Origin of the sequence: Curtobacterium sp. Leaf183, from assembly GCF_001424385.1 — a bacterium.
Lineage (GTDB): Bacteria > Actinomycetota > Actinomycetes > Actinomycetales > Microbacteriaceae > Curtobacterium.
This window is the reverse complement of record NZ_LMPO01000008.1, coordinates 761,824-784,801: the sequence shown is the minus strand read 5'-3', so window position 1 is coordinate 784,801 and position 22,978 is coordinate 761,824. Positions and strand designations below refer to the sequence as shown.

The following is a 22,978-nucleotide window of genomic DNA, read 5'->3' as shown; positions in this document are numbered from 1 at the left end:
AACCACGCATGCGCACATCCGCACGCGCCATGGCCACGGGGGTGACCGTCGCGGCGATCGCGACGTCCCTGGTCATCGGCAACCCGCTCGTGGCGAACGCCGCGACCTACCCGAGCGACACCGCCAAGCCGGACCTCGTCTCGCTGCTGAGCGGCTACGACTCCTTCTGGAAGTCCAGCGGCGCGAACGATCTGCACGGCACGGTCGTCAGTGGTGCCACGCTGGCGCAGAACGACCAGCTGACGTCCTGGATCAACCAGAACGCCACGAAGGCCCAGCAGTTCACTGCACTGCAGGACTCCGAGTACAAGAACGACCCGACCGGGTACGACCAGTCCTCGACGGTGGGGCAGGGGCTCGGCGACGCGCTCGAGAAGCTCTACCTGCAGGGCCGGCAGAACGGCGACCTGCCGCTGACCGAGGCGCTCATCAACAGCAACACGGGCACGACCGGCGCCTACGTCAGCACCGGCACCGCGAAGGCGCACTTCAGCTACCCCCGTCCCTACCTGCCGACGGACGCCTCGGCGACCCTGCCGGCGGGTGACGACCAGGTCAACTGCGCGCCGGCGAAGGTCAACGCCTCGTCGCTCGCGGGCAACCGCACCGGCACGGCATGGGCGGACGCCAAGGGCAACCTGACGATCACGCGCGTGCCCGTGCAGACAGACACCACGCACGAGTTCTCGCCGAGCGACGTCGTGCTCGACGCGGGCTACGGCACCCAGGGCATCTGCACCGGTGGGTCCTTCCCGAGCGGCCACACCACCACCGCGTACCAGGCTGGCATCACGCTGGCCACGCTGGTCCCCGAGCTCGCGCCGGAGATCCTGGCCCGCGCGTCCGAGAACGGCAACGACCGCATCGTCCTCGGCGTGCACTACCCGCTCGACATCATGGGTGGACGCATGGACGGCGAGGCCGCCCTGGCCGCACGCTGGTCCGACACCGCGTTCCGCACCGGTGTGCTCGAGCCGGCCCGCAAGGAGCTGGTCAGCTACCTCGAGGCCAAGTGCGGCAACACCCTGGCGACGTGCATCGCCGCCGAGAAGCCGTACCAGAACAACCCCTACGGCGGGAAGGCGATCCCGGGCGGCACGTCCCAGATCGTGACCGACCGCGCCTCGGCCGTGAAGGTCTACCGCGAGCGCATGGACTACGGCTTCGCGAAGACCGGCACGACCGGCCTGGCCGCCAGCGTCCCGGCCGGCGCCGAGAACCTGCTGCTCAGCACGTTCCCGACCCTGACCGACGCGCAGCGCACCGCGGTGCTCGCGCAGACCGAGATCGCCTCGGGTGACCCGCTCGACCAGTCCGGCACCGCGAACGGCTCGTGGGAGCGCCTCGACCTGGCGGCTGCCACCAGCGCCACGGTCACCGTGGCGCAGGACGGCACCGCGACGGTCGTCGCGACCGGCGGTACCGCCAAGGTCGTCTCCGGCGTCCTGACCGCACCGGACGGCACCACCGTGCAGGCCGGTTCGCAGCTGGCCCTCGCCGCCACCGGCCTGACCGCCGGAGCGACCTACCAGATCGTGCTCGCCAGCGACCCGACCGTCGTCGGCACGCTGACCGCCGACGCGAGCGGCGCCGCCACCGGCAGCGTCACGATCCCGGCGGGCACGACGGCCGGCGCGCACACCGTCGACCTGGTGGACGCCTCGGGCGCCTCGGCGGTCGTCGACCCGCTCGCGATCACCGTGACCGCGGCACCCACCACCGGCACGCCCGGCGGCACCACGGGCGGCACGGGCAGCGCTGGCGGGACCGGCAGCACCGGCACCACCGGGACGACGACCGGCGTCCACCTGCCCGTCGTCAGCGGCTGAGTCACCCCACCGGGCCGGTCGGCGCATCGAGCGTCGGCCGGCCTGGAGGCTCGCCCCACCTCCGCCCCGCACGTCCCGCCCCGCACGTCCTGCCCGCACGTCCCGCCCCGCACGTCCTGCCCGCACGTCCCGCCCGCACGTTCCGCCGGGCCCGTTTCCCGGTACCCGGCACCATGGACGAGCAGTCCGCTCCGGCGGGCAGATGCGTTTTCGCGGCTGACGAATCGGGTTCAGCGAACCCGGGCCGAGGCGACCGGATTCGTCATCGCGCGGGAGGAACTTGGTCGTCGGTCGCTCCGCCCCCCTCGTCGCCACGACCTTGACGGCACCGGGGCCGCTTCGCTGTGCGCGGCACCGTGGACGAGCAGTCCGCTCGGGTGTGGGCGGATGCGTTTTCGCGGATGACGAATCAGGTTCGGCGAACCCGGGCCGAGGCGACCGGATTCGTCATCGCGCGGAAGGTACTTGGTCGTCGGTCGCGATCGCCCAGGGGGAGTCGGGGTGGGCGGTACGGATCGCGCGCCGGAGCCAGGTCCGGGCGTCCGCGTCGAGCCGGTGCAGCACGTGCCGCCGGTCGGACTCGTCGACGGGGCGTGGCGCGCGGCTCTTCCAGAGGAGCTGGACCTCGGGCGCGACCGTGCGGACACCCGCCACCACGAGGACCGCCGGGGCCAGGGCAGGACCACGGACGGATCGCGCCGGTAGGCCCACGTCGTGTCGTCCCCGTCCTCGGCGTTGACCTGGAGCACCCATCGACCGGATTGCTGGTCGCGGCACCAGACGTTGTCCGGGCCTGCGTCGGCGGGGCCTGCGTCGTCCAGGCCTGCGCGGTCGGGGCGGAGTTCGTCGAGCGGCGTCAGCCAGCCGTCCTGCGCCGCGAACGGCCGGAGCGAGTCGGGCAGCGACACCAGGAACGCTGCGCGATCACGGCGGGTCACGCTCACGTCGACGTCCCCGTGCCGTCGGGTCACACGCCCGAGCCAGTGGTCGATGCCCACGCCGCCCGACAGCCAGGCCGACGTGCCGTCGATCAGGGACGAGACCGCGTCGACGGAGAGCGGCTCCCAGATGTCGACCGCGGGGTCGTGCCGCCGTCGCACGAGGGCTCAGCGCTTGTGCGCGACCGCGAAGACACGGCGGAACGGGAACACCGTGCCGTGGGGGCCCTGCGGGTAGGCCTGGCGCAGTCGAGCGGCGTACGTGTCCTCGAACGCGGCGGTCAGCTCGCCGGTCGGATCGGCAGCGTCGAGTGCGGCCAGCGCCGGACGGAGTCCCGTACCGCGGACCCAGGCCAGCACCGGGTCCTCACCGGGGAGCAGCTGCATGTAGGTGGTCTCCCATGCCGTGGCCGCGAAGCCGTTGTCCTCGAAGAGCTCCAGGTAGCCCGCGGCATCGAGGACCGGGTCCGCCCGGAGCACACCGGACAGCGCGGGAGCCCATGGGCCCTCGGCGGCGACCTCCCGCATCAGCGCGTGTGACGGGGAGTCGAAGTTGCCCGGGACCTGCATCGCGAACCACGAGTCCGACGGCATCGCGGCGAGCCAGCCGGGCAGCAGTTCGACGTGCGACGGGACCCACTGCAGCGCGGCGTTCGTCACGACGACGTCGTCCGACGGGTTGGGAGCCCAGTCCTCGATGGCACCGAGCTCGAACGACAGGGTGGGGTGGTCGCGCGTCAAGCTGTCCGCGTCGGACAGCATCTCCGCCGAGGAGTCCACCCCGACGACGTGGGCCGACGGCCAGCGGTCGGCGAGGGTGGCCGTGAGGGTCCCGGGACCGCAGCCCAGGTCGACGACGCGACGTGGAGCCTCCTGTCCGATCTGGGCGACCAGGTCGTGGAACGGACGCGACCGCTCGTCCTGGAACGCGGCGTACCGCGTCGGGTCCCAGCGCACCGCTACATCTCGACTTCGATGGGCTCCGAGCGGACGAGCTCGTGCACGCCGGAGATGACCTCGCTGGGGCGGAAGGGGTACCGGTCGATCTCGGCCTGGTCGCTGATGCCCGTCATGACCAGGACGGTGTGCAGCCCCGCCTCGATGCCGGCCTGCACGTCGGTGTCCATCCGGTCGCCGATCATGCCGGTGTTCTCGGAGTGCGCGCCGATGCGGTTCATCGCCGATCGGAACATCATCGGGTTCGGCTTGCCGACCACGTAGGGCTGCTTGCCGGTGGCCTTCTCGATCATCGCGGCGATCGCACCCGTCGCGGGCAGGACGCCCTCGGCGCTCGGGCCGGTCGCGTCGGGGTTCGTGACGATGAACCGGGCGCCCGCGCGGATGAGCCGGACGGCCTTCGTGATCGCCTCGAACGAGTAGTTGCGGGTCTCACCGACGACGACGTAGTCCGGGTCGGTCTCGGTCATGATGAAGCCGGCCTCGTGCAGGGCCGTGGTCATGCCGGCCTCGCCGATGACGAACGCCGAGCCGCCGGGCATCTGCGACTTGCAGAAGTCGGCCGTGGCCAGGGCGCTCGTCCAGATGCGGTCCTCGGGGACCTCGATGCCGGACCAGCGCAGGCGGGCGCTCAGGTCGCGCGGCGTGAAGATCGAGTTGTTCGTCAGGACCAGGAACTCGGTGCCCTCGTCGAGCCACTGCTGGATGAGCTCCGGGGCGCCGGGGAGGGCCTGGTTCTCGTGCACGAGCACGCCGTCCATGTCCGTCAGCCAGCACTCGACCTCGTCGCGGGATGCCATGTCCTCACACTAGTCGGCGTGTCTCGGAGGCCCGGTGAACACCGACCCCCGGTAGGGTTTTTGCGGGACACGTACCGGAACCAGGAGGCCCCGTGCTCGTCGAACCGACCACCACCGCCACGTCGGCCGGTGCCGCTGGCGCTGCGGGAGCCGCTGGCGCTGCTGGCGCTCCCGGTGCTGCTGACGCTGCTGCGCCCCGACGCCGGGGGCGGCCCAACTCGCTGACCCGCGAGCAGGTGATCGCGGCAGCGACGGCCATCGCGAACGAGGACGGCCTCGACCGGCTGTCGTTCCGGGCGCTGGGGCTGCGGCTGGGCGTCGCGCCGATGACCGTGCACCGGACGATCGGCGGCCTGGACGACCTGCACGCCGAGCTCGTGCGGAAGACCGTCGACGAGTTCACCGCGACGTTCGTGTGGCCCGACGAGTGGCACGACGTCGTCCGGACCTTCGCCCGCACCTTCCGCGACCTGATGGTGACGCACCCGCTCGTGCTCGAGTCGCACAGCCAGCGGGCCCCGCTGGTGTCCTCGGAGTCGGACGCGGTCGTCGCCAAGGTCGTCGGGGCGCTGCAGGAGGGCGGTCTCAGCGACGTCGAGGCCATGTACACGTTCTTCGTCGTGTACGACTTCGTGGTCGGGCACGCCGGGGTGCTGGTCGGTCGGGGCGACTCCGAGGCCGGGCGGCCCGAGCGGCACGCGCTGGTGGGCGAGATCCTGGGCACGCACTCGTACGACACCCGGTTCGAGCTGGGGCTGGACGTCCTGCTGGCGGGGATCGCGGCGCGGCTGCCGCAGTCGGCGTGACCTCGACGACGACGTCCGGCTGAGCCGCCCTACGCTGGACGGGTGACCGACCAGCCCGCGACGGATCCGTCGTCGCAGCCCTCGCCCTCGCCCTCGCATGAGCGGACGACGAACGGCGTCGGACCACACCCGCGCCCCTGGCCGGAGGACCCCCGGCTCGACCCGGAGCTGCTCGCGCACGGCGACACCCGCAACGTCCTCGACCACTACCGCTACTGGTCGATGGAGGCGATCGTCACCGACCTCGACACCCGCCGGCACGGGTTCGACGTGGCGATCGAGAACTGGCAGCACGACCTGAACATCGGGTCGATCGTCCGCAGCGCGAACGCGTTCCTGGCGGGCACCGTGCACATCATCGGGCGTCGCCGCTGGAACCGCCGCGGGGCGATGGTCACCGACCGGTACCAGCACGTGCGGAACCACCCCGACGTGGGTGCCTTCCTGCAGGCCATGCGCGACGAGGGCCGTCCGGTCATCGCGATCGACAACACCCCGGGTGCGACGATGCTCGAGTCGACCGAGCTGCCCGGGCGCTGTGTCTTCCTGTTCGGGCAGGAGGGCCCCGGCCTGACCGACGAGGCCGTCGCCGGCGCGGACGCCCACCTCGAGATCGCGCAGTACGGCTCGACGCGGAGCATCAACGCGTCCGCCGCCGCCGCGATCGTGATGCACACGTGGATCGTCCAGCACGCCGAGGCGCCGCCCACGGCGTGAGCCGCCGCGGCACGCGCCGGACGCCGTTCCCGGCGGCGGCGTCTCGCAGCGACGGCAGGGTCGGGCTGGGGCCGGGGCCGGGGCTGGGGCTGCGGTGCCAGGGCCAGCAGGACCGCGCCGACGTGCCGGGGGTGAGTCCGGCCTCCAGTCCGATCAGTGTGGGCGCGGCGGTCGCGCGCTGCGACGGCGGCCGGTCGCGGGTGGCTGGCACCGACGCCGGCCTCCGAAGTCGCACGACATGCCGCCGGCGGATCGCCGAGGTCGCGCAGATCGTGGTCGCGAGGGCGCGGCGGCAGCAGTTCCGGCGACTTCGGCGGACCTGAGCGGCGTGTTGTGCGACCTGGGGGGAGGGGGGCAGGGGGCAAGGGGCAGCGAGCAGCCGGCAGCCCGGGACGGGCGGAGCCGGTCCGCGTCAGCGCGCGGCGGTCGTGCGCCGCGCGACCAACCGCGGCTCGACCAGGTACTCCTGCGCCACCACCGTCGGATCGGCGATCCGGGCGAGCAGCCGCTCGCCAGCCCCGCGACCGATCTCGACGGACCGGTCGTCGATGCTCGTCAGCCCCACGTAGCGCGTCGCCGCGACCGGGGTGTCGTCGTACCCGATGACCGAGACGTCCTCCGGGACGCGCAGCCCGCGCTCGGTCAGCGCGGACATCGCGCCCAGCGCCATCACGTCGTTCGCCGCGAAGAGCGCGGTCACGTCCGGGTGCTCCTCGAACAGCGTGCGCGCGGCGTGCAGACCGGCGTCTTCCGTCAGTTCTCCCGGGAGGATCGTGGTGACGACCGTCGCGTCGGTCGCGCTGTCGGCCACCCCGGCCTCGAACCCCGCGCGACGTTCCAGGGACGCGGCCGAGCCCGCCCCGACGAAGCCGAGCGTGCGGTGGCCGAGCGAGAGCAGGTGGTCGGCGGCCATGCGGCCCCCGGCGCGGTCGTCGTTCGCGACGGTGTCGGCGCGGGGGATGGCGACGCGGCCGCCGGCGATGACGAGGGGCATACTCGCGGGGATCGCCAGGTCGGTGTCGGGCTCGCCGGCGATGACGATGCCCTCGACGCGCATGGACAGGAAGCCCTCGACCGGCGAGGCGTCGAGCCCCGTGTTGAGGAACCGGTCCGCGACGACGAGCCGGTGCCCCTGGTCCTGCAGCGACTCGCGCAGGCCGGTCAGCAGGTCGACGAACCACTGGTTGCGGAAGTCGTCGAGCACGACGCCGATCGTGCGGCTGCGGGTGCCGGCCAGCGAGACGGCCGCCGTCGAGGGGCGGTAGTCGAGCTCCTGGATGGCCTTGAGGACCGCGGAACGACGTTGGTCGCTCACCCGTGGGGAGCGCTGCAGCACGAGGGAGACGAGCGACTTCGACACCCCCGCGCGGGCAGCGACGTCGTAGATCGTCGCGGGTTTCGCGTCAGGCATCGTCGGCATCGACCTCCAGCTCGTCCCCCGATGCTATCGGTGCGGTCCTGGAGTCTTCGTGAGGGTGCGTCGCGTCCCGCGAGTTCCATCGAGGGAGCAGAAAACGTCGGGCGGTCTCCCCGCACCCGCGACTTCTGCTCCATCGACGCGGCCAGCGCTCCTCCACACGGGAGGCTCGGGGCGCGTTCTCCACAGCGCTGGCCATCCGGCATCGCGCGGCTTCGGGGCCCGGCACAGTCGTCGCATGCGACCACGACCACTTCCACCCGCGCTGCGGGGGCGCCCCTTCGCCGTCGATGCTGCCGATCGCGCTGGCATCTCGCGCGAGCGTCTGCGCCGGTCGGACCTGACCTGTCCGACACGGTCGATCCGGTGGTCCCGTGCTGCTCCACCGGGGGGGGATCGCGCGGATCAGGGCGTTCCGTCCCGTCCTGTTGCCCGGGCAGTACGTCAGTCACACGACTGCCGCGCAGGTGTGGGAGCTGCCGTTGCCCGCCGCCGTCGCAGCCGACGACCGCATCCACGTGACCAGTGTCCGTCCCGCCTCCCAGATGCGGCGGGTCGGAGTCGTCGGCCACCGGTCCGATCCGGCCCGGGCCCTCGTCCGGGCTCGTTGGGGCATGCCGGCCAGCAGTCCGGCCTCGCTGTGGGTCGAGTGTGCTTCCATCCTGGCGCTCGACGACCTCGTCGTGCTCGGCGACGCGATCCTCGCGAAGCAGGCGTGCCGGACCACACTGCACGAACTCCGTGCCGTCGCGGCGCTGCACGGCAGGTGTCGTGGGGCGCGCCACCTGCGTGCGGCACTCGGCCGGGTGCGGGTCGGATCGGGCTCGCCGCAGGAGACCCGGTGCCATCTGGCGATCGTGCGCGCGGGGCTGCCCGAACCACAGTTGCAGGTCGAGGTCCTCGACGAGCGAGGGGCTTTCGTCGGTCGGGTCGACATGGCGTACCCGGAGCAGCGGATCGCGATCGAGTACGAGGGCGACCACCATCGAACGGACCCGGTGCAGTGGGCATCGGACATCCGCCGCTACCGCGAGCTCGAGCGGCTCGGGTGGATCGTCCTCCGGTGGACGAAGTCGGACCTCACGACGCACCTGTTCGTGGCACTCGCGTCGCTGGCGGCCCTGATCGGAGCGCGCGCGTAGGGTCCGCGGCATGACGACGCTGCTGATCACGGGGGCATCCGGGCGGATCGGGACGAGCCTCCGGTCCCGACTGCTGCAGTCCGGCCACGAGCTGACGTTGTTCGACGAACGCGCACCGTCGACGCCCCCGGCCGACGGCGAACGCGTCGTGCTCGGGTCGGTGGCGGACCAGGCCGCGCTGGACGACGCGCTCGCCGGGGTTGACACGGTCGTGCACCTGGCGGGCATCCCGGCGGAGACGGACTGGGAATCGCTCGTTGCGGCGAACCTCACGGGCACGAAGAACGTACTCGAGGGAGCAGCGGCACGCGGCGTCCGTCGCGTGCTGCTGGCGAGCTCCATCCACGCGGTCGGCCGGGTGCCCGAGGACGTGCCGCCGGGGAGCGTGCCGGGTGACCGACTTCCCCGGCCGGACTCGTACTACGGCGTGACCAAGGCCGGCATGGAACTGCTGGGGAGCCTGTTCGCCGACCGGTACGACATCTCCGTCGTCTCGGCGCGGATCGGCGCCTTCGGTGAGCGGCCCTCGTCACGCCGTGCCCTGCTGATGTGGACCTCGGCGGACGACCTCGCACGGCTGGTGCTCGCGACGGTCGCCCTGCGCGAGCCGGGCCACCACGTGGTGTGGGCACTCTCCGCCAACGCGGGGACCCCGGCCGACCTGAGGGCGGGCGCGGCGATCGGCTTCCGTCCGGTCGATGACGCAGGTGCTGTCCTCACCGCGGACGATCTCGCTGCCTTCCCGCCCGAGGACGAGCGCTGGCTGGGCGGTTCGTTCGCCGTCGACCCCCTCGGCCGCAAGGCCTGACGCCCGCGCCGCGCCCGCGCCCGCGCCCCGCCCGCGCCCCGCGCCACGTCCGTCCAGGGAGCAGAAAACGTCGGGAAGCGTGCGGCTACCCGACGTTTTCTGCTCCCTCGACGAGACGATCGGGAGGGGAAGGGGGCGGCCGCTAGCCGATCAGGCTGGGGCGCAGGTCGCGCAGGGTGCGGGCGCGGCCCTGGCGGGCAGCCACCACGTACGACACCAGCAGCGCTCCGAGCATCCAGCACGCGAGCACGCCGGCATCGGACCACGCGGCACCCATCGACCCGCCGTACATCGTCTGGCGCAGGGCATCGACGGAGTACGTCATCGGCAGGGCGAAGTGCAGCGCCGCCAAGGGCCCGGGCAGCGTCTGCCAGGGGAAGGTGCCGCCGGCCGTGACGAGCTGCACGAGCATGAGCACCAGGCCGAGGAACTGCCCGACGGACCCGAGCAGGACGTTGAGCGCCATGAGGACCGCTGCGAACGTCGCCGACGCCAGCACCATCACGCCGATCGTCGCGACGGGCAGCTGCACGCCGAGGTCGAGGGCGAACCGCACGATGAAGAACAGCGCCACCATCTGCACGATGCCGAGCACCACGGGCGTGAGCCAACCGCCAAGCACGATCCGCAGCGGCTTCCGCACGGCCGTGATCGCCCGCTTCGAGATCGGCTTCAGGATGAGGAACAGCGCGTACATGCCGATCCAGGCCGCCAGCGAGATGAAGAACGGAGCCAGTCCAGCGCCGTAGTTGTCGGCCGCCGCGACGTTGTCGTCCCCGACCTTGACCGGGTCGGAGATCACCGACGCCTGGTCGTTCCGCTGCGACGCCGTCGACGCCGGGATCTTCGTGCGACCCTGGTCGAGCTGGTCGGCCAGCTTCGAGGAACCGTCCTTGAGCGTGTGCAGCCCGGACGCCAGCGAGTCAGCCCCCGAGGACGCCGACGCGGCTCCGGTCGACAGCTGTGACGCGCCGTCGGACAGCTTCGGCGCCGCAGCGGCCAGCGCCGAGGTGCCGGAAGCGACCTGCGATGCGCCGTCGGACAGCGTGGACGCCCCGGATGCCGCGGATGCGATCCCGGAGCGCAGCGTCGGCGCGGCGGCGGCGAGCTGGGACGCCCCGGCGGACACCTGCTGCGACCCGGCGTTCAGCTGATCGATCTGCCCCTTCGTCGCCGTGAGCGTGGCCTTCGCCTGCTCGCCCGCGGTGTTCGCCTGCGTCACCGCGGCGGTGATCTGGTCCTGTTGCTCCTGCGTGAGCGTGACGCCCTCGGGGAGCTTCGCGGTGAGGTCGGCGATGAGCTTCGCCGCGTCGATGGGCTGTACGGCATCGGCGGCCTTGCTCGCCTCGTCGACACCGGTCGCGATCCGCTGGTTCCCGGCGGCGACCTTCGCCGCACCGTCCGCCAGCTGCGCGGTCTGCGCCGGTAGCGCCGACGTCTGGTCGGCCGCCGACTGCAGCCCACTCGACAACGTGGACGCCCCGGAAGCGACCTGCTGCGCCCCGCCGTTCAGCTTCGTGGTCTGCGCCGGCAGCGATGCCGTGCCCGATGCCAGCGACGCCGCACCCGAGGCGAGTGCCGCGTTGCCGGACGCCAGCTGGTCCGCACCGTCCGAGGCCGTCGCCGCACCGGACGCGAGCTGCCCCGCGCCGTCGACCGCGTCGCCCAGGCTGTCCCGCACGTCGGCGAGCCCGACCAGCAGGGTCTTGGCGGCCTGCTTGCCGACCTGCTCGGCGACGGCCGTGCGCATCGTCTTGCCCGCCTGTTCCGCGATGGTCGACGCCAGGTAGGAGTTCGTGTCCGCCGTCGTCATCACGAGTTCGGCGCGCTGCGGGTCGTCGGACTGCGCCGAGACCAGCGACGAGGAGAAGTCGTGCGGGATCGTCACGACGAAGTCGTAGGTCCCGTTCCGCACGCCGGAGCGCGCGTCGGCCGCGGTGGTCTCCTTCCACGCGAAATCGGCGCCGTCGATCGCCCGGTCGGCGACGTCGGTGCCGTAATCGACGCGCTTGCCGTCGAGCGTCGCGCCCGCGTCCTGGTTGACGATCGCCGCGGGCACCTTGTCGAGCGCCGCGTACGGGTCGCGGTTGGCCCACAGGTACGCGCCGCCGTACAGCAGCGGCACGACCATCAGGGCGATGAACGCCAGCCGGGCGAGCGGCGTGGCGGTGAGGCGCGCCAGTTCGGCGCGGACGAGCGAGATGGTGGTCACGAGCGGTTCTCCACGGGAGCGGTCTGGAGGCGCGGTGCGTCTCCGTCGGGAAGGGTCGCGTCGTCGGGACCGGTGGGTTCAGGGGTGCCCGGTTCGGGCAGGTCGTCGTGCGGGACCGGGATGGTCGCCAGCAGGCGCTCAGCGGTCTCGGCGGCGGCCTTCGACGTGACCAGCAGCACGGTGACCCCGCGCGCGACGACGTCGCGCACGACGGCGAACCAGCTCTCGACCGCTCCGCCGTGGCGCTCGGGTGAGGTGATCACGAGGGTCGTGACGCCGTTGCGCAGCAGGGCGAGCTCGACGAGCAGCCGCACGCGGACGGCCGTCGGCACGCGCTGCACGGCGGTGTCGGCGTACTCGCGCATGCCGAGCCCGTCGAGCACGGTGTCGACGTGCTCGCGGGAGGGACGCCGTCCGGCGAAGGCGAGTTCCTCGCGCACGATCCGGCGGAGCGTCATGACGGGGAAGGGCTCGGCGACACCGGGCGTGTCCACGAGGGCGACCGCACCGCGCACGGCCGCGGCGTCCTGGTGTCCGTCGACCAGCACCCGGCCGTGCTCCGGCTGCATCCGCCCACCGGCGACGAGGGACGCCAGCACGGGTGCCTGTTCGGTCTCGACGGCGACGATGCCCGGGCGGTGGGGCCCGGCGACGGCGGACACGCGGGGGAGCGCGGCGCCCGGCTCGTCGCCGATGCCGGCGTCCTGCAGTTCGAGGGTGGTCACGCGAGCTCCTGGGTGGTGGGGTCGGCGCGTTGGCTGAGCAGTGCGGTCCGCCAGTCGATGCCGGCGATCCCCAGGGCTGAGACGACGACCATGCGCCGACCGTCCTGGTCCGAGGTGCCCGAACGGGTCGCCTCGTCGAGCACGGCGATGCACGCGCCCTCGACCAGTCGACCGAGCGTGGCGGCGTCGACGTCCGAGCGCATCGACCCGTCGGCGATCCCGAGCGCGCACGCCTCGCGCACCTGGGCCCGCAGCGGCGCGAACACCTCGGCCACGGACTCGCCGTACGGGCTGCGCACCGCGATGCGGGCCATCGAGCGGACGTGCGAGACCTCGGACCACAGCGTGACCGCGATGGCCGCGATGCGCGCTGCGGGCGGGAGCTCGCCGAGGTCGGACGAGGTCGGCATGGCCGATGCGACCCGGGCTGCGCCGGCGGTGACGACGGCGCGGACCAGGTCGTCGCGCGAGGGGAAGTGTCCGTAGACCGCACGGCGGGACAGCCCGGCGGCGGTCGCGATCGTCTCGAGCGACGCGTCCGGATCCCGCTGCAGCACGGACTTCGCGGCGTCGATGAGCGCCACGCGGTTCTCGGTCGCGTCGCGCCGCGGGGCACGGGTGGAGGGCTCGGAAGTGGTCACGTGTCCATCGTAATAACCTGCACACGCATGTGCAAGATAGTCAGGCGGCCGTACCCCGAACGAGGGCCAGTCCCCCGAAGTGCCGACTCCCCTCCCTGTGTGACAGCACATAGCTTCAGGGCAATTCCCCAGCAACACGGACGGAGCTCCAAGTGCCCCCAGTGACCCGTGCAACACCGAACGAACCACACCTCCCGAACCACCGGCGGATCACCCGCATCGCCACCGCGCTCGTCGCCGCCGGAGCCCTGGCCTGCGGTGGACTCGCGTTCGGGGGAGCCGCGTCGGCTGCCCCCTCCGGGCTGTCCTCGGCCGAGCTCAAGCTCTCCGCGCCGCTGCGGAACGCCAAGCCGCAGACCACCATCGCGGCCTTCGTCCGGACGACGGGCGAAGGCGCTCTCGCCGTGGACGCGAAGGCCAAGGGCGGCGACCTGACCCGCTCGAAGACCCCCTCCGCCGCCGCGAAGCAGCGCGTCTCCGCGATCACCTCGACCACCGACCAGGTCCGGGCCGCCGTGCAGTCCGCGGACGGCGACGCGACCGAGCTCTACACGACCGAGTACACCGTTCCGGGTGTCGCGGTCGTCGCCGACGTCGCCGCACTCCGCAAGGTCGCTGAGCGTTCGGACGTCGCGAGCGTCATCCCGCTCACCCCGAAGAAGGTGGTGCAGCCCACGGTCAACGACAGCACCACGGCGGCCCCGAGCGGTGTCGACCCCGACCTCGTGAAGCCCGGCGCCGACGGTGTCACGCCGAAGAACGCGGCGAGCGACGTCTACACACGGGCGCTCGACGCCTGGCAGCAGACCGGTCACACGGGCAAGGGCGTCAACGTCGCGGTCCTGGACACCGGACTCGACTACACCCAGGCGGACTTCGGCGGTCCCGGCACGGCCGAGGCCTACGCTGCAGCACTCGCCAACACGGGCGCCCCGACGGCCGGCTCCTACGACGCCGAGAAGTTCCTCGGCGGCTACGACTTCGCCGGCCCCACGTACAACGCGGACCCGTCGAGCCCGGCCTACGACCCGACCCCCGCGCCGGACGACAACCCCATCGACGGCAAGGGCGGCGACCACGGCACGCACGTGTCCGGCACCATCGCCGGCTACGGCCTGACCGCCGACAAGAAGACCTTCACGGGGAACTACAAGAAGCTGACGACGCAGACCGTGCAGGACATGTGGATCGGCCCGGGCACCGCGCCCGAGGCCGGCCTCTACGCCCTCAAGGTGTTCGGTGACGACGGCGGATCGACCGACGTCACGGGCGCCGCACTCGACTGGGTCGGCCAGGCCCTGACCGAGGGCAAGGACATCAACGTCCTGAACCTGTCGCTCGGCTCGGACTACGGCGCACCGGACGACCCCGACAACGCGAAGATCGACGCGCTCACCGCACGCGGTGTCCTGCCCGTGATCGCCTCGGGCAACGCCGACGACTTCACCGACATCGGCGGCTCGCCGGGCAACGCGGAGGGCGCCCTGACGGTCGCCGCCAGCGCCACCGGCCAGAGCCTGTTCGACGGCGTCCAGGCGACCGCCCCGGCGGACGTCGCGCAGACCTACGCCGCGCAGTACTCGCAGAACTACCAGGGCGCGCTGCCGGTCGAGGGTGACGTCGTCGTCCCGACCACGAACGTCGACGGGTGCGCTGCGTTCAGCGCTGCCGACGCCGCGGCGATCGCGGGCAAGGTGGTCTGGCTCAAGTGGACCGACGCGCAACTCGAGTGCGGGTCGGGCGTGCGGTTCAACAACGTCCAGGCCGCCGGCGGTGTCGGTGTCCTGCTCGCCGGGACGATCAACACCTTCGACAGCGGGATCGCCGGCAACACGACCATCCCGGGTGCCGAGCTGACCAAGGACAGCGCTGCGAGCCTCCAGGCTGCTGCCCAGGCCGGGACCCTGCACGTCAAGTTCGCCGACGAGCTCAAGGGCTTCCAGCTGGCGACCGACGCCGACGCGGTGAACACGCTCGCGCAGTTCACCAGCCGGGGCGTGCACGGTTCGTTCGACGACATCGTCAAGCCGGACATCGCCGGCCCCGGGGTCAACGTGATCTCCGCGGCCAACGGCACCGGTGACGGCCGCATGTCGATGAGCGGCACCTCGATGGCCACCCCGGACGTGGCCGGCATCGCCGCGCTGACGTTCGAGTCGCACCCGACGTGGTCGGCTCCCGACGTCAAGGCGACGCTCATGAACACCGCCACGCACGACGTGCGCGACGGTGACGGCAACGCGACCCTGCTCCGCCAGGGCACCGGCCGGGTCGACGCGCTGCAGGCGGTCACCGCCGGCACCACGGTGCGCAGCGTCGAGAACGACCAGCTCGTCACGGCGTCGTTCGGCGTCGTCGAGGTCGCCTCGCCGACCACCGAGAAGCGCACGCTGCAGATCAAGAACACCGACGGACGTCCGCACACGTACGACGTGGCGTACCAGTCCCGTGTCGCCCAGGGCGGCGTCGCGTTCTCGGTCGACAAGCAGCGCGTCACGGTCGTCCCGCACGGCACCGCCACCGTCACCCTGACGATGACGATCGCCGACCCGACGAAGCTCACCAGGACGATCGACCCCACCCAGGAGTCGGTCCAGCTGGGCTACGAGCGTGAGTTCGTCGCCGCGGCCACCGGCCTGGTGACCTTCACGCCGACGGAGTCGAAGTACAACCCGCTCCGCCTGGCCACCTACGCGGCCCCGAAGGCCGTCAGCGCCGTGCACGGTGCGGACACCACCTTCGAGGCCGACCAGACGACCGCCGACGTGGCCCTGACCGGCCGCGGCGTGACCGGAGCCCTCGTGGCACCGTTCGTGCTCGGTGGGACGGACCCGCAGGAGTCGTTCCCGGACGGCTCGGCGAAGCAGTCGCTGCAGGCCGCTGACGTCCGTGCCTACGGAGCCAGCGCGGCCGACGGCACCCTGGCGTTCGGCGTCCAGACGACCGGTCCCGACGCCAACCCCGGCGCCGTGACCAACGTCGAGGTGCTCATCGACGCCGACCGTGACGGCACGCCGGACTACCTGGTGTACGACGCCAAGTCGGCAGCGGTGGACGCCACCTTCGCGACGACGATCGACCTCGCCACCGGCGAGACGCTCGACTCGCAGCCGCTCAACGGCGGGGCACCGGGCCAGGACGTCAACACGTTCGACAGCGCGGTGAAGGTGCTGACGGTCTCGCAGAGCGCCATCGGCGTCACGGGGGCGTTCGACTACTCGGTCCTGACCGAGTCGGCGTACGCACCGGCACGGGCCACGGACGGTTCCTCGGTGGTGGACGACACCGCCACGGCGACGTTCGACCCCGCCGCACCGGGGCTGTCCTTCGCACAGGGCGGGACGGCCGGCGTGCTGTTCTCCGACGCTGGGTCGCTGCAGGTGACCCGCGCCGCCGACACCACGACGACGCCCCGCATCCTGCTGCTGCACCTGCACAACGCGGTCGGCGACCAGGTGGACACGCTCGGGACCTCGGTCGCGGCGCCCGTCCTGCCGCTCCGTGAGGGCAGCGCGGTGACCGTGTCCGGCACGCCGAAGGTCGGCAAGAAGCTGACGGCGCAGCACGGCAACTGGGACGCTCGCGGAGTCTCGTACTCCTACCAGTGGCTGCGCGACGGCACGGCGGTGACGGGTGCCGACAGCAAGACGTACAAGCTCGGCACCTCGGACCAGGGACACCGCTTCCAGGTCACGGTCACGGCGAAGGCGAAGGGCTACCAGGACGGCTCCGCCACCTCGGCGAAGACCGCGACGGTCGCCAAGCGCTGATGATCGGCCTGCCCCGACCTTGAGGGAGCAGAAAACGTCGGGTTCCACTTCGGGACTCGACGTTTTCTGCTCCCTCGACGGGGGAGGGGTGGAGTGGGAGCGAGTGCAGGATTCAGTGCGGGGAGCGGACAGGTAGTTAGACAAACTAGTGATCCAGTGCCACCGTTGTGCCATGCACACGCAGAACACCCTCTCCCAGCTCCGCACGAACCCGATGGAGTGGCGTCGACGTGGGCTGACCCCGCCGGACGTGATCCAGGCCATGATCGAGCAGCGCCTGGCCGAGCCCGGCCACAGCCAGCCGGTCGGCGACCCGAGCTACGCGGACTTCTTCCGCGGCTGATCGCGGACGTCACCACCTGACGAACGGGAGGCACGGTGCCAGCTGGCACCGTGCCTCCCGTTCGTCGTCTGGTCACGCGGTGGCGGTGACCGGCGCGCTACGCGACGATCTGCACGACCGTCCCGACGGGCAGCGCGTTCACCGCGTCCACGGCGCCGCCGTCGAGTCGGACGCACCCGTGTGAGACCGCCCCCCGCGCGACGGACTCGTAGTGCACGCCGATCAGGCCGCCGTCGTTGCCCCCGTACGGTTCGTCCGCCGCGGACGAGTGGAGCGTCGTCAGCTGGATCGGGTGCACGGTCTGGTTCTGCGCCGGGTCGAGGTAGCGCGCCTGGATGTACCCGATGACGCCCGTCGGGGTCGGGGTGCCGCCGGCGCCGACGCCGGCCGGGAACTCCTGCACGGTCTTGCCGTCGGACCCGACGATCGAGACGGTCTGCTTGCCGACCGAGATCACCACGTGGTCCTTCAGTGCGGTCTGCTTCGTCAGCAGGTCTCGACGGATCCAGGCGGCGCTCTGTGCGGCGGCCCCGTCCTTGACCGCGGAGGGGAGTGCCTGGCGTGCCGGGGTCATCACCATCGCCCAGTCGCCGGAGACCTTGACCGGGACGACGACCGTCGGGTCGCCGAGGAAGTTCTTCGCGGCGAGCCGGGCGACCGGCTTGCTGTGGTCGTCGCCGTACAGCGGGGCGTCGGCGCTGATCGTGTACGTCTCGTCAGCGGTCTTCGGGATCTTCGCGTCGTAGAAGGGGAGCAGTCCACCGATGACGGCGTCGTAGCGCGCCTCGGGCAGGGTCGCGACGACGGCGGCGGCCGGTGCCACGTAGGGGTCCGCCGTCGGTGTCGCACTGCGGGAGGTCGTCGGCTTGGTGCCGGTGGTGGTGCTCGGTGCGGTGCAGGCGGTCAGCCCGAGGGTGAGCAGCAGCGCGGTGGCGAGCGTGGTGCTCGCCACCCGGACGGTGCGGGTGCGGGTCATGCGGTGGTTCCTCCGGTGGGACGCCGACGGGGGCACGACCGATGGTCGTGCCCCCGCCTGCGGATCTGGTGTGACGACTAGCCAGCGACGACCGGGAGGGCGCCGGCCGGGCGGGTGCCCGTGCCCGGCGTGCTGCCGGTGCCTGCACCGGGCGTGGTGCCGGTCGCGACGGCGGGCAGGGTGATCGAGAAGTCGATCGTGCCGACGACGTTGAGGTCGGTGTCGACCTCACCGACCGTCAGGTCCTGCGTGGTCGACGCCGAGTCGGAGAAGGTGCCCGTGGTGGTCCACGTGCCGTCTGCCGCCACGAGCACGGCGGGTGCGACGACGTCGCCGTCGGCGTTCACCACGGCGATCGCGTCGCCGGGGGTGCCCTTGCCCGAGTAGGTCACGGTGCGCGAAGCGACCTTCGAGCCGTCGGTCGGGGTGACCAGCGTCAGGGGCGTCGCGGACGGCGGGGTGGTCGCTGCGGGCAGGTTGATCGTGAAGTCCACGGTCCCCTGGCCCTGGCCGCCACCGACCTGGTTGACGGACAGGTTCTGCACGACGGGTGCGTCGGCGGCGAAGGTGCCCGTGGTGGTCCACGAGCCATCGGCTGCGACGAGTACCTGCGGCGCGACGCGGTCGCCCGCGGCGTTCAGCGTGTTGACCAGGTCGCCAGGGGTGCCGGTACCGGTGAAGGTGACGGTGCGCGACCCGACGGTGTCGCCGTTCTTCGGGGTGGTCAGCGAGAACTGGTCGGCCGGGGTCGCTGCCTCGGCGGCCGCGGTGAAGCTGCCCTGTGCCTGGACCTGCAGGTTGTTGTTCTCCTCGAGCACGTTGTAGGTCACCGTGGTGGTGCCGGCGCTCGCGGGGATCTCGTACGTGAACGACCAGGTGCCGTCGTCAGCGATCTGGTGGCGGATGATCGGGGCCGACTGCGGGTCGATCTGCACCGTGTTGTCCGGGTTGCCCGTGCCGGACACCGTGAGGGTGCGGCCGGAGACCGTGTGGCTCGTGATGGCGAACGCGGGAGTGGCCTGCTGTGCCGGGACGGAGACCGTGAGGCTGCCGTCCGAGTTGAGACCGTTCTGCTGGTCGAGTTCGTACGTGTGGGCCGCCGTGTCGGGCAGCGTGTACGTGATCGTCCAGGTGCCGTCGTCAGCGATGACGTGGCGCTCTGCCGGGAAGCCCTTCTGCAGGATGACGTTCTCGCCGGGGGTGCCGAGACCCTTGAGGGTCAGCACGCCGTTGGTGACGGACTGGCTGGTGAGCTTGAGGTCGGCCGGGTTGGCCATCGCGGGGGTGGCGCCGAGGGCGACGCCGCCAACGACGATCGCGGCGCAGACCGGAAGGGCCATGGCCTTCTTGGTCCAGAAGGACTTGTTCATCGATGAACTGCTCTCTCCGTGCGGCAGACGGCACGGCGATCGGGCACCGGGGCTCGGGTGAACACCGGTCGGCGCCACACAGGTGCGGCGCTCGGAAGACGGGGCGGGAAAACCCCGAGGCATCGTCAGTTGAACGCTGCCGCCTGAACACTACGTCCAAACGATGGAGTGGTTCCACCCCGGAATCGAATGACCCCCGTTCTGGGGTGCACGGGCGTCGCAGGGCTGTCCGCTTCCGACTGTCGGCGGTCGGCAGGGAGGCGGGTGGCGTGCAGGTGGCCGTTCGATAGACTCGGGTGGACCACCGGCCCAACGGTCGCGTGCGGTCCTCCGCCAACGTGAGGAGAACCAGATGCCCGCAGCAGTCATCATCGGCGCCCAGTGGGGCGACGAGGGCAAGGGGAAGGCCACCGACCTCCTCGGCAGCCGCATCGACTACGTCGTCAAGTTCAACGGCGGCAACAACGCCGGCCACACGGTCGTCGTCGGCGGCGAGAAGTACGCGCTGCACCTGCTGCCCTCCGGCATCCTCACGCCCGGCGTCACCCCGGTCATCGGCAACGGCGTCGTCGTCGATATCGAGGTCCTGTTCCAGGAGCTCGACGCCCTCAAGGCCCGCGGCGTCGACGTGTCGAAGCTCCGCGTCTCCGCGAACGCCCACGTCATCACGCACTACCACCGCACCATCGACAAGGTGACCGAGCGGTTCCTCGGCAAGCGCCAGATCGGCACGACCGGCCGCGGCATCGGCCCCACCTACGCCGACAAGATCAACCGCGTGGGCATCCGCATCCAGGACATCTTCGACGAGAACATCCTGCGCCAGAAGGTCGAGGCCGCGCTCGACCAGAAGAACCACCTGCTGGTCAAGGTCTTCAACCGCCGGGCCATCGACGTGGACGAGGTGGTCGAGTCGCTGCTGTCCTTCGCCGACCGCCTGCGGCCGATGGTCGCCGACACCGCGCTCGAGATCCACCAGGCACTCGAGCGGGGCGACACCGTCCTGTTCGAAGCGGGCCAGGCCACCATGCTCGACGTCGACCACGGCACCTACCCGTTCGTCACCTCGTCGTCCGCCACCGCGGGCGGTGCGGCCACCGGCTCGGGCATCGGCCCGGGCAAGCTCGAGCGCATCATCGGCATCGTCAAGGCGTACACGACCCGTGTCGGCGCCGGTCCGTTCCCGACCGAGCTGTTCGACGAATCGGGCGAGTTCCTGCGCGCCAACGGCTTCGAGTTCGGCACCACCACGGGGCGTCCGCGTCGCTGCGGTTGGTACGACGCCCCGATCGCCCGGTACACGGCACGGATCAACGGCGTGACCGACTTCGTGCTCACCAAGCTCGACGTCCTGACCGGGCTCGACACGATCCCCGTGTGCGTCGCGTACGAGGTCGACGGGCAGCGGGTCGACGAGGTGCCGGTCAACCAGTCCGACTTCCACCACGCCAAGCCCGTGTACCAGGAGTTCCCCGGCTGGACCGAGGACATCACCGGCGCCCGGTCGTTCGAGGACCTGCCGAAGAACGCCCAGGACTACGTGCTGGCGGTCGAGGCGATGTCGGGTGCGCGGATCTCGGCGATCGGCGTCGGGCCCGGCCGTGACGCGATCGTGGTCCGGCACGACCTGCTCGGGGCGTGAGTGTGCGCGTCCTGTTCGTCTGCAGCGGCAACATCTGTCGGTCGCCGCTCGGCGCGCAGGTGCTGCGTGCGCGTCTCGGTGACGCGGCGGCGTCGTTCGACGTCGAGTCCGCCGGCACCATCGCGGACGACGGCGCGGCGATGGACGGCGCGGCCGCCGAGCAGTCCGCGCGGCTGGGCGGGGACCCGTCGGCGCATGCCTCGCGGTACCTGACCTCCGACATCGTCGCGAGCGCGGACCTCGTGCTGACCGCCGAGCGCTCCCACCGGGCGGCGGCGGTGCAGCTCGCACCGCGGGCGACGAAGCGGGTGTTCACGATCAAGCAGTTCGCGCGCGTGCTGCAGGGGCTCGAGCCCGGGGACCTGGACGACGTCACCACCCCGCAGCAACTGGTCGAGCGGGTCGCCCGGCTGCGGGGGACCGTCCCGCCGCTGGCCGACCCCGCCGACGACGACGTGGACGACCCCTACCGGCGCTCGACGGCGACGCACGAGCGGGTCGCGGACGAGATCGACCGGGCGCTCGCCGTGATCGCGAGGGCGCTGCGCTCCATGGCCTGACGGCGGTTCCTCTCCACTGAAACACGAAATGCTGGCACATTTTGCTGTTGGTGTGCCAGGTTTGGTGTATGAAACAACAACCCTCGACGTCGACTGCCGCGCGACCGCGCCTGCTGTCGGTGATCCGTGCAGATTGGCACGCCAATCCAGGGTGGAGTGGTCGGGTCGTCCTGGTGAGCCATCGTCTGGCCTCGGCGTCGCTGCGACTGCCCGCTCCCCTCCGCGTCGTCACGCTGCCGTACCGTGCCGCGCAGCAACTCTTCCTGCAGGTCGTCTTCGGTGCGACGATCCCGGCGAACGCCAGACTCGGTCCCGGCGTGGTGGTCCTCCACGCGAACGGCCTCGGAATCCACCCGCTGGCAGAGGTGGCGTCGGGCGTGCGACTCCGGCACAACGTGACCATCGGCGTCCGTCGGACCGGCGGTACTGCGGCTGAGGAGCTGCCGCGGATCGGCGTCGGTGCCGACATCGGCGCGGGCGCCTTCATCCTCGGTCCGATCGAGATCGGTGCCGGCGCCAAGATCGGTGCGGCGGCCGTGGTCCTCGACGACGTCCCACCGGGTGGCGTGGCGGTCGGCAACCCGGCGCGGGTGCTGCCGCGCCGAGCTCCGTGAGGCCGTGATCAGGAGCGCGTGACCGCGGTGTCCCAACACCGCGGCGCACGCGCACAGCCGCGGGGCGCCGAGGTGCGCCGATCACCCGTCGCCGTGGCGAGGTGCCCCGGCAGCGGCGTCATCGTGATCGTCACCCGAGCGGGCGGGGCGGTTCCTCGGTGATCGAGGCGATCCGTTCCCGGGGCGTCCGGCCGCGTTTGTCGGCCTCGGCGGGCCACGTCGCGATCTTCGCCAAGAGGTCGTCGGCGCGGCCGATGACCCGCGCCGGCACCCCGCCCACGACAGACCCGGCAGGGACCGACTTCGTGACGACGGCACCCGCGGCGACGATCGAGCCGTCGCCGACGTGCACACCCGGCATCAGCGTTGCTCGCGCACCGATGAAGCACCGGTTGCCGACCGTGATCGGTGCGTAGCGGTAGCGACGTCCTCGGTCGTCGTCCACCAGCCATCCGGTGCCGTCGTGCGTGATGAAGAGCACGTCGACGCTCACCGTCGTGTGGTCGCCGATGGACACCATCGAGTACTCGGAGGCGACGCGGCAGGAGTACACGCGACAGCCTCGCCCGACGCGGAGGCCCAGGCGGCGGGCCGCGACGTCGCCGCCGGCGATGCGGGAGACGACGGCGAAGACCAACGGGCGCGGGAGGCGGAGGCCGAAGAAATTGCGCATGTGATTCCTTCCATTCAGGTGTAATATACCGTATGTAA

At 71.7% G+C, this 22,978-nt stretch carries 20 protein-coding genes and 1 pseudogene; 10 read left to right on the top strand and 11 right to left on the bottom strand.

Annotated elements, in window-relative coordinates:
* Positions 1 to 8 precede the first annotated feature (8 nt).
* Positions 9 to 1,829, top strand: a complete 1,821-nt coding sequence (locus tag ASG04_RS10050; protein WP_082517955.1) for a phosphatase PAP2 family protein — start codon at positions 9 to 11, stop codon at positions 1,827 to 1,829.
* Positions 1,830 to 2,276: 447 nt separating this feature from the next.
* Here ASG04_RS10050 and ASG04_RS17890 read toward each other — a convergent pair whose 3' ends face one another.
* The 4 genes and pseudogenes from ASG04_RS17890 to ASG04_RS10035 all read right to left on the bottom strand — a co-directional run bounded on the left by ASG04_RS17890 (position 2,277) and on the right by ASG04_RS10035 (position 4,524).
* Positions 2,277 to 2,540 (bottom strand): hypothetical protein, encoded by a 264-nt coding sequence (locus tag ASG04_RS17890; protein ID WP_235515507.1) that lies wholly within the window; start codon positions 2,538 to 2,540, stop codon positions 2,277 to 2,279.
* 200 nt (positions 2,541 to 2,740) lie between these two features.
* Positions 2,741 to 2,929 (bottom strand): annotated as a pseudogene (locus tag ASG04_RS18090) (nucleotidyltransferase domain-containing protein); the annotation flags it as partial.
* Between the two features lie 6 nt (positions 2,930 to 2,935).
* The gene (locus ASG04_RS10040) at positions 2,936 to 3,724 is read right to left on the bottom strand and encodes a trans-aconitate 2-methyltransferase (RefSeq protein WP_056123258.1); all 789 of its coding nucleotides are present in this window, start codon (positions 3,722 to 3,724) and stop codon (positions 2,936 to 2,938) included.
* 2 nt (positions 3,725 to 3,726) lie between these two features.
* A complete protein-coding gene (locus ASG04_RS10035) occupies positions 3,727 to 4,524 on the bottom strand; it encodes an HAD-IIA family hydrolase (protein WP_056123255.1) in 798 nt (265 codons plus the stop codon).
* Positions 4,525 to 4,616: 92 nt separating this feature from the next.
* Here ASG04_RS10035 and ASG04_RS10030 point away from each other — a divergent pair, with 92 nt between their 5' ends.
* The gene (locus ASG04_RS10030) at positions 4,617 to 5,330 is read left to right on the top strand and encodes a TetR/AcrR family transcriptional regulator C-terminal domain-containing protein (RefSeq protein ID WP_056123252.1); all 714 of its coding nucleotides are present in this window, start codon (positions 4,617 to 4,619) and stop codon (positions 5,328 to 5,330) included.
* 42 nt (positions 5,331 to 5,372) lie between these two features.
* Entirely contained in the window at positions 5,373 to 6,047 is a 675-nt protein-coding gene (locus ASG04_RS10025) for a TrmH family RNA methyltransferase (RefSeq protein ID WP_056123249.1), read from the top strand.
* Positions 6,048 to 6,459: 412 nt separating this feature from the next.
* On the opposite strand, the gene ASG04_RS10015 is transcribed toward ASG04_RS10025, so the two are convergent.
* Positions 6,460 to 7,458, bottom strand: coding sequence for a LacI family DNA-binding transcriptional regulator (locus tag ASG04_RS10015; RefSeq protein WP_056123987.1), 999 nt, complete (start codon positions 7,456 to 7,458; stop codon positions 6,460 to 6,462).
* A gap of 380 nt (positions 7,459 to 7,838) precedes the next feature.
* Here ASG04_RS10015 and ASG04_RS10010 point away from each other — a divergent pair, with 380 nt between their 5' ends.
* Positions 7,839 to 8,606, top strand: coding sequence for an endonuclease domain-containing protein (locus ASG04_RS10010; RefSeq protein WP_056123243.1), 768 nt, complete (start codon positions 7,839 to 7,841; stop codon positions 8,604 to 8,606).
* Positions 8,607 to 8,616: 10 nt separating this feature from the next.
* Entirely contained in the window at positions 8,617 to 9,414 is a 798-nt protein-coding gene (locus ASG04_RS10005; protein ID WP_056123242.1) for an NAD-dependent epimerase/dehydratase family protein, read from the top strand.
* A gap of 142 nt (positions 9,415 to 9,556) precedes the next feature.
* On the opposite strand, the gene ASG04_RS10000 is transcribed toward ASG04_RS10005, so the two are convergent.
* From ASG04_RS10000 to ASG04_RS09990, 3 genes are read right to left on the bottom strand one after another with little or no spacing between them, the layout of a single operon-like run.
* Positions 9,557 to 11,626, bottom strand: coding sequence for a YhgE/Pip domain-containing protein (locus tag ASG04_RS10000; RefSeq protein ID WP_056123241.1), 2,070 nt, complete (start codon positions 11,624 to 11,626; stop codon positions 9,557 to 9,559).
* The gene (locus ASG04_RS09995) at positions 11,623 to 12,351 is read right to left on the bottom strand and encodes a hypothetical protein (protein WP_056123237.1); all 729 of its coding nucleotides are present in this window, start codon (positions 12,349 to 12,351) and stop codon (positions 11,623 to 11,625) included. The genes ASG04_RS10000 and ASG04_RS09995 overlap by 4 nt, the downstream gene beginning before the upstream one ends.
* A complete protein-coding gene (locus ASG04_RS09990) occupies positions 12,348 to 12,992 on the bottom strand; it encodes a TetR/AcrR family transcriptional regulator (protein WP_056123229.1) in 645 nt (214 codons plus the stop codon). The genes ASG04_RS09995 and ASG04_RS09990 overlap by 4 nt, the downstream gene beginning before the upstream one ends.
* 161 nt (positions 12,993 to 13,153) lie before the next feature.
* Here ASG04_RS09990 and ASG04_RS09985 point away from each other — a divergent pair, with 161 nt between their 5' ends.
* Together ASG04_RS09985 and ASG04_RS17430 are read left to right on the top strand one after the other, a co-directional pair.
* Entirely contained in the window at positions 13,154 to 16,762 is a 3,609-nt protein-coding gene (locus tag ASG04_RS09985; protein ID WP_056123226.1) for a S8 family serine peptidase, read from the top strand.
* Between the two features lie 172 nt (positions 16,763 to 16,934).
* On the top strand, positions 16,935 to 17,105 hold the full coding sequence (locus tag ASG04_RS17430) for a hypothetical protein (RefSeq protein WP_156463607.1): 171 nt from the start codon (positions 16,935 to 16,937) through the stop codon (positions 17,103 to 17,105).
* Between the two features lie 97 nt (positions 17,106 to 17,202).
* Here ASG04_RS17430 and ASG04_RS09980 read toward each other — a convergent pair whose 3' ends face one another.
* The gene (locus tag ASG04_RS09980; protein WP_056123223.1) at positions 17,203 to 18,081 is read right to left on the bottom strand and encodes a L,D-transpeptidase; all 879 of its coding nucleotides are present in this window, start codon (positions 18,079 to 18,081) and stop codon (positions 17,203 to 17,205) included.
* Positions 18,082 to 18,158: 77 nt separating this feature from the next.
* Positions 18,159 to 19,451: a hypothetical protein gene (locus tag ASG04_RS09975; protein ID WP_056123222.1), complete on the bottom strand. Its 1,293-nt coding sequence runs from the start codon at positions 19,449 to 19,451 to the stop codon at positions 18,159 to 18,161.
* A gap of 352 nt (positions 19,452 to 19,803) precedes the next feature.
* Here ASG04_RS09975 and ASG04_RS09970 point away from each other — a divergent pair, with 352 nt between their 5' ends.
* The 3 genes from ASG04_RS09970 to ASG04_RS18035 all read left to right on the top strand — a co-directional run bounded on the left by ASG04_RS09970 (position 19,804) and on the right by ASG04_RS18035 (position 22,267).
* On the top strand, positions 19,804 to 21,093 hold the full coding sequence (locus tag ASG04_RS09970) for an adenylosuccinate synthase (RefSeq protein ID WP_056123219.1): 1,290 nt from the start codon (positions 19,804 to 19,806) through the stop codon (positions 21,091 to 21,093).
* Positions 21,090 to 21,653: a hypothetical protein gene (locus ASG04_RS09965; RefSeq protein WP_082517953.1), complete on the top strand. Its 564-nt coding sequence runs from the start codon at positions 21,090 to 21,092 to the stop codon at positions 21,651 to 21,653. Before ASG04_RS09970 ends, ASG04_RS09965 begins: the two co-directional genes overlap by 4 nt.
* Before the next feature lie 173 nt (positions 21,654 to 21,826).
* Complete coding sequence (locus ASG04_RS18035) at positions 21,827 to 22,267, top strand: hypothetical protein (protein WP_056123212.1); 441 nt, start codon at positions 21,827 to 21,829, stop codon at positions 22,265 to 22,267.
* 130 nt (positions 22,268 to 22,397) lie between these two features.
* Here the strand turns inward: ASG04_RS18035 and ASG04_RS09955 are convergent, their stop codons facing one another.
* Complete coding sequence (locus ASG04_RS09955) at positions 22,398 to 22,940, bottom strand: acyltransferase (protein ID WP_056123210.1); 543 nt, start codon at positions 22,938 to 22,940, stop codon at positions 22,398 to 22,400.
* Between the last annotated feature and the right edge of the window lie 38 nt (positions 22,941 to 22,978).

Bases quoted from the DNA above. Each gene is read 5' to 3' on its own strand.
- ASG04_RS17430 (WP_156463607.1), top strand. From the start codon at position 16,935: ATGCACACGCAGAACACCCTCTCCCAGCTCCGCACGAACCCGATGGAG.
- ASG04_RS09970 (WP_056123219.1), top strand. From the start codon at position 19,804: ATGCCCGCAGCAGTCATCATCGGCGCCCAGTGGGGCGACGAGGGCAAG.
- ASG04_RS10005 (WP_056123242.1), top strand. From the start codon at position 8,617: ATGACGACGCTGCTGATCACGGGGGCATCCGGGCGGATCGGGACGAGC.
- ASG04_RS09975 (WP_056123222.1), bottom strand. From the start codon at position 19,451: ATGAACAAGTCCTTCTGGACCAAGAAGGCCATGGCCCTTCCGGTCTGC.
- ASG04_RS10050 (WP_082517955.1), top strand. From the start codon at position 9: ATGCGCACATCCGCACGCGCCATGGCCACGGGGGTGACCGTCGCGGCG.
- ASG04_RS09955 (WP_056123210.1), bottom strand. From the start codon at position 22,940: ATGCGCAATTTCTTCGGCCTCCGCCTCCCGCGCCCGTTGGTCTTCGCC.
- ASG04_RS10035 (WP_056123255.1), bottom strand. From the start codon at position 4,524: ATGGCATCCCGCGACGAGGTCGAGTGCTGGCTGACGGACATGGACGGC.
- ASG04_RS09980 (WP_056123223.1), bottom strand. From the start codon at position 18,081: ATGACCCGCACCCGCACCGTCCGGGTGGCGAGCACCACGCTCGCCACC.
- ASG04_RS10015 (WP_056123987.1), bottom strand. From the start codon at position 7,458: ATGCCTGACGCGAAACCCGCGACGATCTACGACGTCGCTGCCCGCGCG.